General features: G+C 73.2%; 14 protein-coding genes. 7 read left to right on the top strand and 7 right to left on the bottom strand.

Annotated elements, in window-relative coordinates; all coding sequences use genetic code 11:
* The first annotated feature begins 35 nt into the window (after positions 1 to 35).
* From SJY06_RS08620 to SJY06_RS08595, 6 genes are read left to right on the top strand one after another with little or no spacing between them, the layout of a single operon-like run.
* Complete coding sequence (locus tag SJY06_RS08620) at positions 36 to 1,925, top strand: hypothetical protein (RefSeq protein WP_380166586.1); 1,890 nt, start codon at positions 36 to 38, stop codon at positions 1,923 to 1,925.
* Positions 1,926 to 1,936: 11 nt separating this feature from the next.
* A complete protein-coding gene (locus tag SJY06_RS08615) occupies positions 1,937 to 3,379 on the top strand; it encodes a hypothetical protein (protein WP_380166584.1) in 1,443 nt (480 codons plus the stop codon).
* An 11-nt stretch (positions 3,380 to 3,390) separates the two neighbouring features.
* Positions 3,391 to 3,885, top strand: a complete 495-nt coding sequence (locus tag SJY06_RS08610; RefSeq protein ID WP_380166582.1) for a hypothetical protein — start codon at positions 3,391 to 3,393, stop codon at positions 3,883 to 3,885.
* Positions 3,885 to 4,562 carry a hypothetical protein gene (locus tag SJY06_RS08605; protein WP_380166580.1) on the top strand — a complete coding sequence of 226 codons (678 nt, stop codon included), beginning with the start codon at positions 3,885 to 3,887 and terminating at the stop codon, positions 4,560 to 4,562. The genes SJY06_RS08610 and SJY06_RS08605 overlap by 1 nt, the downstream gene beginning before the upstream one ends.
* Complete coding sequence (locus SJY06_RS08600) at positions 4,559 to 4,774, top strand: hypothetical protein (protein WP_380166578.1); 216 nt, start codon at positions 4,559 to 4,561, stop codon at positions 4,772 to 4,774. Before SJY06_RS08605 ends, SJY06_RS08600 begins: the two co-directional genes overlap by 4 nt.
* Positions 4,771 to 5,064 carry a hypothetical protein gene (locus SJY06_RS08595; protein ID WP_380166576.1) on the top strand — a complete coding sequence of 98 codons (294 nt, stop codon included), beginning with the start codon at positions 4,771 to 4,773 and terminating at the stop codon, positions 5,062 to 5,064. The genes SJY06_RS08600 and SJY06_RS08595 overlap by 4 nt, the downstream gene beginning before the upstream one ends.
* Positions 5,065 to 5,501: 437 nt before the next feature.
* On the opposite strand, the gene SJY06_RS08590 is transcribed toward SJY06_RS08595, so the two are convergent.
* From SJY06_RS08590 to SJY06_RS08575, 4 genes are all read right to left on the bottom strand, one after another.
* Positions 5,502 to 6,212 (bottom strand): DUF6907 domain-containing protein, encoded by a 711-nt coding sequence (locus SJY06_RS08590; RefSeq protein WP_380166574.1) that lies wholly within the window; start codon positions 6,210 to 6,212, stop codon positions 5,502 to 5,504.
* A gap of 180 nt (positions 6,213 to 6,392) precedes the next feature.
* Positions 6,393 to 7,169: a hypothetical protein gene (locus SJY06_RS08585; RefSeq protein ID WP_380166572.1), complete on the bottom strand. Its 777-nt coding sequence runs from the start codon at positions 7,167 to 7,169 to the stop codon at positions 6,393 to 6,395.
* Between the two features lie 175 nt (positions 7,170 to 7,344).
* The gene (locus SJY06_RS08580; protein ID WP_380166571.1) at positions 7,345 to 8,073 is read right to left on the bottom strand and encodes a phosphotransferase; all 729 of its coding nucleotides are present in this window, start codon (positions 8,071 to 8,073) and stop codon (positions 7,345 to 7,347) included.
* Between the two features lie 58 nt (positions 8,074 to 8,131).
* Positions 8,132 to 9,085, bottom strand: coding sequence for a sugar-binding transcriptional regulator (locus tag SJY06_RS08575; protein ID WP_380166569.1), 954 nt, complete (start codon positions 9,083 to 9,085; stop codon positions 8,132 to 8,134).
* Between the two features lie 80 nt (positions 9,086 to 9,165).
* Between SJY06_RS08575 and SJY06_RS08570 the strand changes: the two genes are divergently transcribed.
* Entirely contained in the window at positions 9,166 to 10,425 is a 1,260-nt protein-coding gene (locus tag SJY06_RS08570) for an FAD-binding protein (protein WP_380166567.1), read from the top strand.
* 108 nt (positions 10,426 to 10,533) lie between these two features.
* On the opposite strand, the gene SJY06_RS08565 is transcribed toward SJY06_RS08570, so the two are convergent.
* From SJY06_RS08565 to SJY06_RS08555, 3 genes are read right to left on the bottom strand one after another with little or no spacing between them, the layout of a single operon-like run.
* On the bottom strand, positions 10,534 to 11,439 hold the full coding sequence (locus tag SJY06_RS08565) for an ABC transporter permease (protein WP_380166565.1): 906 nt from the start codon (positions 11,437 to 11,439) through the stop codon (positions 10,534 to 10,536).
* 4 nt (positions 11,440 to 11,443) lie between these two features.
* The gene (locus tag SJY06_RS08560; protein ID WP_380166563.1) at positions 11,444 to 12,475 is read right to left on the bottom strand and encodes an aliphatic sulfonate ABC transporter substrate-binding protein; all 1,032 of its coding nucleotides are present in this window, start codon (positions 12,473 to 12,475) and stop codon (positions 11,444 to 11,446) included.
* A complete protein-coding gene (locus tag SJY06_RS08555) occupies positions 12,472 to 13,290 on the bottom strand; it encodes an ABC transporter ATP-binding protein (protein ID WP_380166561.1) in 819 nt (272 codons plus the stop codon). The genes SJY06_RS08560 and SJY06_RS08555 overlap by 4 nt, the downstream gene beginning before the upstream one ends.
* Positions 13,291 to 13,389: the final 99 nt, after the last annotated feature.

Here is a 13,389-nt window from a genome sequence, read left to right as displayed (position 1 = left end):
CTGCACGACGAGAGGATGAGGGAGGCGAACCGCTGATGGCCGGACCCGCACGACTCAAGGTCGAGATCATCGGCGACGCCAAGTCCGCCCAGCGCGCCCTGGACACCGTGTCCGGCCGGCTGGGCAAGTTCGGCAAGGCCGCCGGAGCCGCCGCCCTCAAGATCGGGGCCGTCGGTGCCGCCGCAGTCGGTGCTGCAGCCGTCGGCCTCATCCGGGCCGGGGAGGCCGCGAGCACCGCCAACGCCCGGATAGGCAACATCGCCGAGTCCATGGGCCTGTTCGGCGGTGAGGCCGGCGCGGTGACCGACCGCCTGGTGAAGCTGGCCGAGGCCACCGCCCGTCAGACCGGCATCGACACCAACTCGATCAAGGCCACCCAGGCCAAGCTGCTCACCTTCAAGGAGCTGGCCAGCACCGCCGACGAGGCCGGCGGCACGTTCGACCGCGCCAACCAGGCCGCCCTCGACCTGGCCGCCGCCGGGTTCGGTGAGGCCGAGTCGAACGCCGCCCAGCTCGGCAAGGCACTCAACGACCCGATCAAGGGTCTGACCGCCCTCACCCGGTCCGGCGTCACGTTCACCAAGGCCGAGAAGGACCGCATCGCCGCCCTGGTCGAGTCCAACAAGACCGGCGAGGCCCAGCAGCTGATCCTGTCCGCGATCGAGACCCAGGTGGGCGGCACCGCCGTGGCCACCGCCGACGCGTCCGACCGGATCAAGGTCGCCTTCTCCCAGGTGGCCGACCGGCTCGGACAGAAGCTCATGCCGCTGTGGGAGCGGTTCGCGGACTACACGATCACCACGATCATCCCTGCCCTGGAGCGGTTCGGCGCCTACATCCAGGACACCCTGGTACCCAAGGTGCAGCAGCTCGGCGAGGGCTTCCAGACCAGCGTCCTGCCGGCCCTGCAGGCGTTCGGCGACTACATCACCGGGACCGTCGTCCCCCAGCTGCAGGCCCTCGGCGGGTTCGTGCAGCGCAACGCGACGACCTTCCTCGCGCTGGGCGCGGCCGTGGCCACCATCACCGCCGGCATCGTCGCCTACAACGCCGTCATGGCCGTCGTGCGCACGGTCACCCTGGTCGCCGCCGCAGCCCAGGGCCTGCTGAACATCGCCCTGAACGCGAACCCCATCGGCATCGTGGTCCTGGCCATCGCGGGCCTGGTCGCGGCCCTGGTCGTCGTCTACAAGCGCAACGAGACGTTCCGCAACGCCGTCAACCGGGTCGCCGGCGTCCTCAAGGGCGCCGCCATCAGCGCCTTCAACGCGCTGCGGTCCGCGGTCGGCTTCCTGGCCGGCGTGTTCCAGGACCTGTGGCAGCGCAGCGAGCGGCTGCGTTCCATCCTGGGCGCCGTCGGGTCCTTCATCGGGGGCGTCGTCGCGGGCTACTTCCGTCTGCAGCTGCGCGCCGCCATCGTCGTGGCCACCACAGCCATCGACGGCATCAAGCGGGGCGCCGAGCTGGTCCGTACCGGCTTCGACCGCCTCCGCACCGGCATCGGCAACCTGGCCAGCAAGTTCCGCAACAGCCGCATCGGCGGGGCGTTCCTGACCGGCCTGAACAACATCAAGGACGCCGCCGAGCGGGTGTTCAGCGCCGTCGGCCGGGTCATCGACCGCATCCGCAACATCCAGTTCCCCAGCATCCCCAACCCCCTGCGCGGTCTGCTGTCCGCCGGGGGCCCGCAGCTGGCCACGTTCACCGCCCGCCCCGTCCTCATGACCGCCGCGGCCGGCGCGGGTGGCCTCGGCAGCATCGGCTACGCGGGGGGCGGTGGCGGCACTCCCCTGGTCCAGCAGCGGGTCGTCAACATCACGGTCACCGGCGCCCTGGACCCCGTCGGTACGGCCCGCACCATCCGCCAGCTGCTCGCGGCCGACGACCGCCGCACCGGCCGCGCCGTGCCCGGGTGGCGGGGCTGATGAGCCGGTACGTGACCACCGCCAGCGCCCCGCCGCTGTGGCAGCGATTCGGGGCGTGGCTCACCGGGCAGGTCCGGCGCGGCACCCAGACCCAGCTCGAGCCGTACCAGACCCTCCTCTACTTCGGCGACGTCGTGGCCGCGTCCGTGACGCGAGGGCGCAGCGGGCCGCAGGACATCCCCGCCCCGGCCACGGTGAGCGCCGTCATCGCCCCTGAGCGCCCGCCGCAGCCCGGGGACCGCTTCGACCTGTACATCAGCCCTGTCGTGGCCAGCGGCCTCGGTGTGCCCACGGACCAGTCCGTGCGGGCCCAGGTCCGGTTCGTCGGCGAGATCACCGAGGTGTCGACCGTCGTCAGCCACGACCTCCTGCTGGCTTCGCTCAACTTGGGCGGCGGCGACCTGGTCGAGGTGAACCGCCCTCTGTACGAGATCACCGCGGTGGACCAGCGGGCACGCATCAACCGGTGGACCCAAGGCGACAACCCGTGGCCCGCCGAGCCGATCAACAACCGCATCGGGCGCATCCTGACCAGCGCCGGCAACGACCTCACGTGGGACCTGCCGCCGGACAACATCCGCGTCCTGGCCCGCGACGTCGACAACTCGAGCCACGGCGGCCTGCTGGACGAGCTGTCGGAGTGGACCGGTGGCGTCCTCGTCCTCGAGCGCCAGCTGATCTGGCGGTGGATACCCCTGTCCCGGCGCGGGGCGGTGGGTGTCGACATCGACGTGGCCGCCGACCAGGCCGTCGGGCCCCTCACGTGGACCGTGGAGGACGGCGACAAGGTCACCCGGGCGCGCGTGACCTACGGCGACGACGGGGACAACGACCAGCCGTTCGTGGAGGTCGCGAACGAGCAAGCTGAGGTCTACGGCTCCGAGGGCCGCAGCAACGACCGCCGCCCGGCCACCGTCAACACCCAGCTGGAGTCCGAGGCCGACGCCCGGTGGGTCGCCACCGAGCTGGTGTCCCGCCGCAGCCTGCCCCAGTGGCGCGTCTCGCGGCTCACCATCCCCGTGCACCAGCTCATCCAGCGCGACACCGCCCAGGACCGGGCCCTCGTCCGTCAGCTGCTCCTGGCCCGCGACGAGTGCCTGGTCCGGCTGCGCGGGTTCCCTGAGCTGCCCGGCCTAGACCGCAACGAGCCCGGCCCCCGCTCCAACGGCCTGCTGTGGTGCCTCGGCATGTCGGAGACGTTCGACGCCCACACCTGGACGGTGACCCTCGACCTGGCCCCATACGAGGCCCTGGCCGACCCCATCAAGTGGTCCGAGGTCGACCCGGCCGTCACCTGGGACGACGTGCCCCCGTTCCTGACGTGGTTCGGCGCCACCACCTACCAGCCGCGCGAGATCGAGACCGGCACCTGGCGTGACGTGCCCTCGACGACCCGGTGGCGCACCGTGCCCGCCGGCATCACCTGGACCTCAGCCGACCAGCTGACCGAGTAGAGGAGCCTCCTGTGCCCACGAACACCACCCACCGCAGCTACCCCGCCCCGGCCGCGGGCGATTTCCTCCGCGACGGCGCCGCCACCATCAAGGACGGCTTCGACGGGGTCGACGGCGACGTCAACAACCTGTTCAACGCCTTCCAGCTGGTCGAGGCCACCACCGCGAGCAACAGCCCCAGCGACGGGGTGCTGTCCACCCTCACCATCCCCGCCGTGCCCTACGCCCGCCGTGTCACCTTCAACGGCGTCGCGGTCGTCACCCAGGACTCCGCCGCGGCCGAGTGGGACTTCCTCATCGACGTCACCGTGTTCTCCGGCGGCGGCATCAGCACCCGCTGGTCGCAGTCCAAGTGGTCCGAGCAGCTGCGCACCAAGCCCCGCACCCTGCCCGCCAACACCGCCATCACCGGCACGATGAAGGTGTCCCGGGCCAGCGGCTCGGGCGGGTACGTCCACCTGGCCACCCGTGCCCAGTTCTGGGCCGAGATCCACCGGACGTCCTGATGACCTACCGCCTGGCGCACTCCCTGGTGGACCTGCGGGCCGAGGTCGACGCCGCCTACCCCGGTCGCGACAAGGCGTCAGACGGGTGGATCGGCAACGCCGAGCACGCAAGTCGCGGCAACGGCAGCGACCACAACCCGGACCGCTCCCATCCCCTGGGCATCGTCCGCGCCCTCGACCTCGACAAGGACGACCGCGACGGCAGCCGGGCCAACATCGCCCAGACCGTCGTGGACGCGATGCTCCGCACCAAGGACCCCCGCGTGAAGTACGTCATCTGGCGCGGGCGCATGTTCTCGTCCTACGTCTCGCGTGGTGTGCCCGCCTGGACGTGGCGCCCCTACAACGGCGTAAACGGCCACTTCGAGCACGTCCACGTCAGCGTCAACCCCGGCAGCACAGGCGACCGACCCGGACCCTGGCGCATCAGCACGCCCCTCGCCCCCGCACCAGCTACCCCCGACCCGGAGGACACCATGACCGACGAGCAGTTCAAGGCCCACCTGGCCGCCATGCGCGAGGGCTTCACCAGCGTCGTGGAGGAGGTCCGCAACCTGCGGCCCGTCCTGAACACCATCAACACCACGAACGACGGCACCCGCGTCGCCGCCCGGTCCATCCACTCGGCCCTCGAGAAGGTCGTCGGCCTGATCACGCCCTCGGCGGCAGGCCGATGACCCGCCTTGCGCACTGGGCCCGGGCCGAGCCCGTCCGGGTGTGGCTGTATGGCGTCGGCGCGGCCGTGGTGGCCCTACTTGTCACGTACGGCCTGCTGACGCCCGAGCAGTCCGTGGTCTGGCTGGCGGTCGCTACTGCCGTGGTCGCTGTCCCCGTGGGCACCGAGACCCTGCGGGACCGCGTCACTCCTCACCCGCGGGACAGCTCGTGACGGGCCTGGAGTTCGCCGGCCTCGTCATCACCCAGGCCGTCATCCTCGTGGGTGTCCTTGTCAGCGCCCGACGAGCCGGCCAGGCCCGCAGCGAGGCCACCGAGGCGAAGGACCTCGCCGCCCCCACAGGCAATGGTTTCGCTCGCCGGATCGAGGGCAAGCTGGACGCCGTGGTTGACGCGGTCCAACGCCTCGACGGCCGTGTCGCCCGCAACGAGTATCGCCTGGACGACTTGGAGCACCCCGGACGCAGCAACACCCCCGGACCACACGGGTGCCGGGGCCGGTGACGAGAGCAACGACCGTTCGGTTCGGAGCACCTGCCTATCGGCAGCGCTGGCAGGCGCCGACCTCTGAGCCGTTCACCACCCGACCGATGATGGACAGCCTGTCCGCTGTCGTGCCGCGATTCTCACCGCAGTGAACGCAAGCCTCTCCCTCGCGCTGCCGGTGGTCGAGATCCATCGACCGCAACTCGCCTGAGCCATCCATATGCACAGTCACGTACGTCATGACCCGAACGTAGAACCGCCCCGCTGGCCGTGTACGGCAAACGGGGCGGTTCGGTCATGGTCGGGAGAGGGGGGACGCGGATGCTGCTACCACTGTCAGCGGGAACAGCAATCCTTCACTGCGGGACGTACATCCGTCGGAGCCGGGGGGTGCACGCGATCTGTACCGCGCCCACGGTGAGGACGAGCGCGAACAGGGCCAGGAACAGCACGTCTCAGCCCTCCTGTGCGTCTCGCTGCTCCTGCCAGGACAGGTCCCCAGTGCCCATGGTGACGGTGTCACCGGCCTCCTGCGCCTCCGTCATGAGCCGCGCCGCTTCGGTGAGCAGGGCCGCGGTCTCGACGGCCTGGGCGGGGGTGAGGGACGGGGACCCGCCACCGTCGCCGTAGACCTCGACGTCGACCCTGCTGGCACCCTCGATGCGCTCGACGCCCGTGTCCACGATGAGCCGGTCCCGACGCCGCAGGGTGACCAGCAAGTAGTCCAGGTCCGACATCGTGCGCTCGTGCCAGCGGCCCAGCTCCCCGGCGTCGTAGTCGTCGAACGGGTGTCCCTCGCCCTCGGTGCACCAGGTCGGGCAGGGCAGGGTCGGGGTGGGTGCCAGGCGCAGGATCGTGGCCTTGTCCACGTCCGACCGCTTCCACCAGACCAGTTCCGCGTCGACCCGGTCGAGCATGGCCCGCTGAGCGGGGTCGGTGGCCTTGGCCCGCGCCTCGGTCATCTGAGCGTCGAGCAGCGGGGTCGGCACCAGGTCGGTCCAGACCCCGTCCCGAGGCGTCAGGCCGCAGGCCATCAGGAGGCGGGCACGGGCCTGCGGGCTGTCGTGGCGGCTGACGTGCACGGTGTTGCCGTCCCGGCGGACGGTGCCGCTGGGGGTGTCGCTGACGACGATCTCGACCTGGGCCGGGGGGTTCGTGGTGGTCATGATGGTCTCCCAATCTCGCCCGATATCTCGGGCCACAGCGCTCCGGGTTGACCAGCGAATCCCCTGTTCAGCACAGCGCTTAGGAGGCCTGCACCCCCAAGATGCCGGGCGAGCCGAAGCGGGTGCAGCCCAGCCGGGACCGTGACCGGCCGTCGTCCGCCCCGGCGGGCGGCTGAGCGCTCAGGGCGAGGACCAGGCGCCGGGGACCGGCGGACCGGCCGGCGGCTGCCCTGCGGGCGCAGCACCGGGCTCGGGGTGCGGGCCGTTCCCGGGCCAGGTGCGGGGCGGTGGCCCCTGCGGCACGTGCGTCCCCGCCGGCGGCCAGGGCCCCGGGCCGGGGTGCGGGTACGGCTCCGCAGCGGCGGGCGCGTACGACGGCGGGAACGCCGCCACGGCCCCCGGGTGGTCCCAGGGCGTGGTCGACGGCCGCGGGGCCCGGACCGCGGCGACGACGGTCACCGCCACCGTGACCAGCAGCGCCAGCAGCGCCCCCAGGGCCACCCAGCCGGCCACCCCAGCCGTGGCCCCGGCCCCGTCGGCCTCGGCGTCGGTCGGCTCGACCGCGTCCTCCGCGCCGGCGGGCCCGGCCACGACGTCCGCCACCCAGGGGTCGTCGGCGGCGAAGGCGAGCTCGGGGTCGGAGGCGTCGTACACGACGTCGACCCGGTCACCCACCACCGGCAGGTCGTCGCTCCACTCCCAGTCGACGTAGGTGACCACCACCTCGCCGTCGGGGGTGGTCCAGCGCACGTCGACCGTGGGCCAGTCCCCCTCGTCGTCCACGTCGAGCACCTCGGCGGTGGCCGTGGTGTCGACCGCGTCGGGCCCCCACTCGTCCAGCCCGGTCAGGAACCCTCCGGGACCGGGGGCGGCCGCCATCACCCCGGCGACCAGCGCGACGAAGGCCAGCGTCCCCGCGACCACCGCCCCGACGGTGATCCTGACCGTCCTGCTCATCCGTGCCTCCCCGCAGGCGTACCCGGGGGCGTCCGCGCCCCGGCCGGAGACCCCGCTCCGCGCCGGGCACAGGCTAGGTCGGGCGCCGTGCCGGCCGGCATCCTCCGAACGGGTCTGGCCGACTCAGCCGTCCGGCGACCGCGTCACCCGGCCACCGCGTCGTCCCGTGGGCGCGTCACCCGGCCACCGCGTCACGCAGCAGCTCGAGGTCCCGGACGTACCACTGCCGGGTGCGCCGGGAGCGGGCCGCACCGCCCTCGCGCCAGTACTGCGAGAACGCCTGGTGCCCGTGGGCGGCCTCGTCGGCGACGATGCCGTACAGCCAGTCGTGGTTGGCCAGCACGGCCTCGGGCAGCCGGGCGCGCTCGTCGGAGTCCAGGCCGTAGGCGGTGACGAACCTGACCAGCCGCTGCAGCTGGGCCCCGCGGCGGGCGTCGTCCACGTCACCGTCCAGCCGCAGCGGGGCCCAGAGCCGGGCCGCCGCCGCCACCTCCCACACCCGCGACCCGGGCGCGGCCAGGTCGAAGTCGATCAGCGCCACGGCCCGGCCGTCCCGGAACACGACGTTGTCCAGGTTCGGGTCGTTGTGGGTGACCAACGACGTCCGGAAGCGGTCCGGGACCGGCCCGGGCCAGCGGTGCGGCGACGGGTCGAACCCGGCCACCGCCTCGTGGAAGGACCGGAGCAGGTCGGCCACGCTGCGCAGCGCCGCCTCGTCGAGCGCCCACCCCGGGTACGGCCGGGTCACGGCCTGCCCGACCACGTAGCTCAGCACCTCGCGGCCACGGTCGTCGGTGCCCAGGTGCCGGGGCGCGCCGTCGAACCCGACCTCCTCCAGGTGAAGCAGGAGGGCCCGGGTGGCCGCGGACGTGCGCCGCCACGGCCGCCGCACCGTGTCCCCCACCCGTACGACCTGGCCGCGGTTGGCCGTCCCCCCGTGGAGCAGCTGCTCCGGGGCCGGGTCAGCGCTGCTCGAGCAGCTCACGGGCCACGGCGGTGTGGGTGACCAGGCCACCGACCAGACCGCTGCGGACGGCCAGGCGCAGGGCCTCCGTCTTGGACGTCTGGTAGGCGATGGCGATCACCTCGGGGATGGCGAGCATCTGCTCGGCGGTGATGCCGATCATCCGCTCCGTCAGGGGCGTGCGGACCGGGACCGCGTCGGCGTCGAGCAGGATCCCGGAGATGTCGGCCCGGACCCCGCCCGCGCGCAGGGAGTCGCGCTCGGCGGCGTCGATGGCGTCGTAGACCGTCGACTGCCCGGGACCCCAGCCACCGACACCGGCCACCGCGATCGTCACCGACGGGATCAGGTCCATGGCCCGGGCCACCTCCGGCTGCTGCCGCAGCGCCCGGGCCGTGGCCGCGTCGGGCACGATCAGCGGCGCGTAGAAGTACGACGCGGGCCCGCCGGCGATCTTGGCCACCTCCCGCACCAGCTCGATGGAGCTCTCGTGCACGTCGGCGCCGGACAGCGCCCCCGTCAGCTGGACCACCGAGCAGGGGGCCAGCGAGGTCAGGGCCGACCCCATGGCGCTCACCGACCGCGCCCAGGCCAGGCCCAGGACGTCGTCGGCGGTGACGATCTCGGTCAGCAGCTGGGCCGCCGCCGTGCCCAGCTGGGCCCGCAGCGATGCGGGGTCCTCCTCGGGGGTGTCGACCACGACGACGTGACGCAGGCCGAGCGCCTGCTGGACCTGGTCGGACAGGCCGACGTCGACCGCTCCCGCGTGGCCGATCTCGATCCGGACCAGGCCGGTCTCGCGGGCCTCGTCGAGCAGCCGGGCGATCTTGAAGCGGCTCAGCCGGAACTCCTCGGCGATCTCCACCTTGGACCGGCCGTCGATGTAGTACCGCCGTGCTACCGACGCCGTCAGGACCAGCCGAGCCGGGCCCGCCTGCTGCATGTCCGTCATCAGCCACCTCCGTCGCTCATCTGAGCACATCTCCTGCGCGGACGCGAGCGCCATCGATCCGCAGACCTGATGATGGAGCCATGACCGACACGCTCACGCCGACGACCAACTGGGCCGGCAACGTCACCTTCTCCGCCCGGGCGGTGCACCACCCCACCTCGGTGGCCGAGCTCCAGCAGCTGGTCGCCGGGGCCGAACGGGTCCGGGCGCTGGGCTCCGGCCACTCCTTCAGCACGGTGGCCGACACGGTCGGCGACCTGGTGCGCCTGGACCGGCTGCCGCGCGTCGTGGACGTGGACCCGGCCGCCGCGACCGTGACCGTGTCGGGCGGCTGCACCTACGGCGACGTCGTCGGCCCGCTGCACGCGGCCGGGCTCGCGCTGCCGGCCATGGGGTCGCTGCCGCACATCTCCGTGGCCGGCGCCGCGTCGACGGGGACCCACGGCTCCGGGGACGGCAACCGCGTCCTGGCCGCGTCCGTCGTCGCGCTGGAGCTGGTGACGGCCACCGGGGACCTGCTGCACCTGGACGGCTCCGACGACCGGTTCCCCGGTGCCGTGGTGGCGCTCGGGTCGCTGGGCGTCGTCACCCAGGTCACGCTGGCGGCCGTCCCCGGCTACGAGCTGGCCCAGCAGGTGCAGGACCGCGTCCCGGTCGAGGCCCTGGTCGCTGCCGTCGACGAGGTGCTGTCGGCCGGCTACAGCGTGAGCGCGTTCACCTCGTGGGCGCCGGGGAGCACGGCCGAGGTGTGGGTCAAGCGCGACCCCGGCTCGCCCGCGCCCGTCGCCGACTGGCTGGGCGGCGTCGTCGCCGACGGCCCCCGCCACCCGGTCCCGGGCATGCCGACGGAGCACGCCACCCAGCAGCTGGGCGAGGTCGGGCCCTGGCACGAGCGGCTGCCCCACTTCCGGCTGGAGTTCACGCCCAGCAGCGGTGACGAGCTGCAGACGGAGTACCTGGTCCCCCGCGAGCACGCCGCGGCCGCCGCCGCGGCGGTCGCCGCGCTCGGGGACCACGTGGCGCCGGTGCTGCAGATCGGCGAGCTGCGCAGCATCGCCGCCGACGACCTGTGGCTCAGCTCGGCCTACGGCCGCGACAGCCTGGCCCTGCACTTCACCTGGGTGCCGGACCTGGACGCGGTCCTGCCGGTGCTGGGGCAGATCGAGGCCGCCCTGGCGCCGTTCGCCGCCCGCCCGCACTGGGGCAAGGTCTTCACCACGCCGCCGGACGTCGTCCGGTCGCTCTACCCGCGCCTGCCCGACTTCGTCGCCCTGCGCGACGAGCTCGACCCGGACCGCCGGTTCGCCAACGCCTTCGTCGACCGCTACCTGGGGACCTGACGCCCGCCCCCCGTTCCGACGCAACGGCACTCAGTGTAGGATAGACCGACGCAGAGTGCCGTCGTGTCGGTCGGGATCCGACGCGGGGTGCCGTTGTGTCGGATGCCGTCAGCGCAGGCGCGCCAGCACCCGGGTCTCGACCGCCGCCAGCACGGAGTCGGTGAGCTTGCCGAGCAGGGCGAACAGGACGATGGTCACCAGGACCAGCTCGATCTGGCCGTTGCGCTGCGCGTTCTGAAGCTGCCAGCCCAGTCCTGCGGTGGCGCCCAGCAGCTCGGCGGCCACGAGGAACAGCCACGCCTGGTTGAGGCCGAGCCGAGCGCCGGCCAGCAGCGACGGGGCTGCCGAGGGCAGCAGGACCGTGCTCACCCGCTGCCGCCAGGACAGCCCGTAGGCCTGGGCGACCTCGAGCAGGCCGACATCGACCTGACGGATGCCGGCGACCAGGGTGGCCAGCACGGGGAAGAAGGCGCCGATCGCGATGAGGCCGACCTTGTTCTCCTCGCCGATGCCGAACCAGATGATGAGGACGCTGACCCAGGCCAGGGACGGCACGGCGCGGACCGCCGACAGCAGGGGCGAGAGCAGCTTGTCGGCGGTGCGGCTCATGGCGACCAGCAGGCCGACCACGACGGCAAGGGCCGCTCCGATCGCGAAGCCAACGAAGACGCGCTGAACGCTGATGCCGAGGTTGGGCCACAACCTGCCTGACTCCACCGCCCCGACCAGCGCCACCCCGAGGTCGGCGGGCGAGGAGTACCGGGCGGGGTCCAGGACGCCGGCGCTGGACAAGGCCTGCCACAGTGCGAGGAGCGCCACGGGCAGGACCAGGCCGAGGGCGAGGTCCCGGGCGCCGCGTCGGCCCCGACGGGGCCGGGCGGACGCGTCCTGGCGGGGGGCGACCGGCCCACCGTCGGTGCCGGGGACGCCCTGCCACCCGGACGGTGCGACGGCCCCGGCCACCCCCATGGTGTTGCGGGCCAGCGCGACGCGCTCGGACGTGGTCAGGCTCATCTGCTCATCCTTCCGATCCGGCGGCCTCGACGGCCGCGGTGACGGGCTCCGGTGCGAACAGCTCCTCCAGGGCGGTGTCCGCGTCCTCCTGGCCGCTCACCTGCCCCAGGTCGACGAAGATCGGCACGATGTTGGACAGCACGCCCGCCAGCTCGTCACCCGGCACCGGGTCCACGTCGAAGTTGGTGCGCTCGGTGAGCACCTGCTCGGCGATCGCGGGCTCGATCTCGGCCGCCGTCGCGAGGATCTCGACGGTCTCCTCCGGGTTGTCCTGGATCCACTGCCGTGCCCGCTCGTACTGCTCGAGCACCAGCTCGACGGCCTCGGGGCTCTCCTCCAGGAAGTCCTCGCGCACGTTCAGCACGCTGTAGGACAACCGGCTGGGCTCCCTGACCACCAGCTGCGCGACGTCGCTGTCGACCGCGTCCGCCATGATCGGGTCCAGCCCGGCCCAGGCGTCGACCTGGCCCTGCTGCAGGGCGAGCCGGCCGTCGGCGTGCGGCAGGTCGACGATGTCGACGTCGGCCGTGGTCAGCCCGGCGGCCTCCAGCGTCTGCAGCAGGAAGAAGTAGGGGTCGGTGCCGGACAGCGCAGCGATGCTGCGGCCCTCGAGGTCCTCGGCCGACGCGATGTCGGAGTCGGGCCCGACGACGATGGCCGACCACTCGGGCTGGGCGAGCACGTCGACCGTGCGCAGCGGCGAGCCGTTCGCCCGAGCCAGCAGGGCGGCGGCCCCGGCCGTGGAGTTGAAGTCGACGACGTCACCGCGGAGCAGCTCGTTGGCGGGCGCGGAGCCGGCGGAGAACTCCCACGACACGGTGACCTCGTCACCGACGGCCTCCTCCAGCCAGCCCTGCTCGCGCAGCACCAGGCTCGCGGGGTTGTAGGTCGCCCAGTCGAGCCGGATCTCGTCCACGCCCAGGCCGCCACCCGCCTCGGCGGACGCGGGGTCGGCGGCCTCGTCCCCACCGCCGCAGGCCGACAGGGCCATGACGGCGGCGAGGGATGCGGCCAGGGCGAGGGTGGTGCGGTTCATGCGTGGGACTCCACTCCGACGAGTTCGAGCAAACGGGTGCGCAGCCGGGCGGCCGCGGCGAGCTGGGCGGGTTCGGTGGTGTCGCGGGGGCGACGCAGGTCGACCGGCACCGCGGTGGCGTGGCCGCTGCCGGCCGCACCGAGCACCGTGATGCCGTCGGCCAGGCGGACGGCCTCGTCCACGTCGTGGGTGACGAGCACGACGGTCGTGCCGTCCGCGTGGACCAGCTCGTCGACCAGCGCCTGCATGTTCAGGCGCGTGAGGGCGTCCAGGGCCGCGAACGGCTCGTCGAGCAGCAGCACCCCCGGGCGAGCGATCAGGGCACGAGCCAGGGCGGTGCGCTGCGCCATCCCGCCGCTCACGGAGGCGGGGCGGTAGTCGCCGTACCCGGTCAGGCCCACCCGCTCGAGCAGCTCGTCGACCTCGGTCCGAGAGCCGGCCGTCGGGTCCTGCCGACGGCGACGGGTCGCGCCCAGGGCCACGTTGGCGCGCAGGTCGAGCCACGGCAGCAACCGGGGCTGCTGGAAGACCACCGCGACCCGGTCGTCACCCTCCACCACGGCGTCGCCGCCCAGGCTGGCCCGCCCGGACGTGGCCCGGGTGAGCCCGGCCAGCACGCGCAGCAGCGTCGACTTGCCGCAGCCGGACGGTCCGAGAACCGCGTGCACCTGCCCCGAGGGCACGTGCAGGTCCAGGTCGGTCAGTACCGGGCCGCGTCCGAAGTCGACGCCGAGCTGCTGGACGTCGACCGGCAACGAGACCGGTCCTGCCGCGGTCGGGCCGGCCGCGGACCGGTAGGGGGTGGTGCTGCTCATCAAGGGCTCCAGGGTGCAGGCGTACGTCGGCCGGGTGGCCGGTAGCCGCAGGTCGGGGGCGATCTGGGGGGGCGTGCTGGGGCGCGGTGGGAACCGCGA

Source organism: Jannaschia sp. R86511 (assembly GCF_042466345.1).
In the GTDB taxonomy this organism is placed as follows: Bacteria; Actinomycetota; Actinomycetes; order Actinomycetales; family JBBAYJ01; genus Aquipuribacter.
The sequence above is the reverse complement of the archived record's forward strand: the minus strand, read 5'-3'. Positions and strand labels throughout refer to the sequence as shown.

Coding starts and splice junctions, on each gene's coding strand:
- SJY06_RS08620 (WP_380166586.1), top strand. CDS start 36: ATGGCCGGACCCGCACGACTCAAGGTCGAGATCATCGGCGACGCCAAG.
- SJY06_RS08605 (WP_380166580.1), top strand. CDS start 3,885: ATGACCTACCGCCTGGCGCACTCCCTGGTGGACCTGCGGGCCGAGGTC.
- SJY06_RS08600 (WP_380166578.1), top strand. CDS start 4,559: ATGACCCGCCTTGCGCACTGGGCCCGGGCCGAGCCCGTCCGGGTGTGG.
- SJY06_RS08590 (WP_380166574.1), bottom strand. CDS start 6,212: ATGACCACCACGAACCCCCCGGCCCAGGTCGAGATCGTCGTCAGCGAC.
- SJY06_RS08585 (WP_380166572.1), bottom strand. CDS start 7,169: ATGAGCAGGACGGTCAGGATCACCGTCGGGGCGGTGGTCGCGGGGACG.
- SJY06_RS08575 (WP_380166569.1), bottom strand. CDS start 9,085: ATGACGGACATGCAGCAGGCGGGCCCGGCTCGGCTGGTCCTGACGGCG.
- SJY06_RS08570 (WP_380166567.1), top strand. CDS start 9,166: ATGACCGACACGCTCACGCCGACGACCAACTGGGCCGGCAACGTCACC.
- SJY06_RS08565 (WP_380166565.1), bottom strand. CDS start 11,439: ATGAGCCTGACCACGTCCGAGCGCGTCGCGCTGGCCCGCAACACCATG.
- SJY06_RS08560 (WP_380166563.1), bottom strand. CDS start 12,475: ATGAACCGCACCACCCTCGCCCTGGCCGCATCCCTCGCCGCCGTCATG.
- SJY06_RS08555 (WP_380166561.1), bottom strand. CDS start 13,290: ATGAGCAGCACCACCCCCTACCGGTCCGCGGCCGGCCCGACCGCGGCA.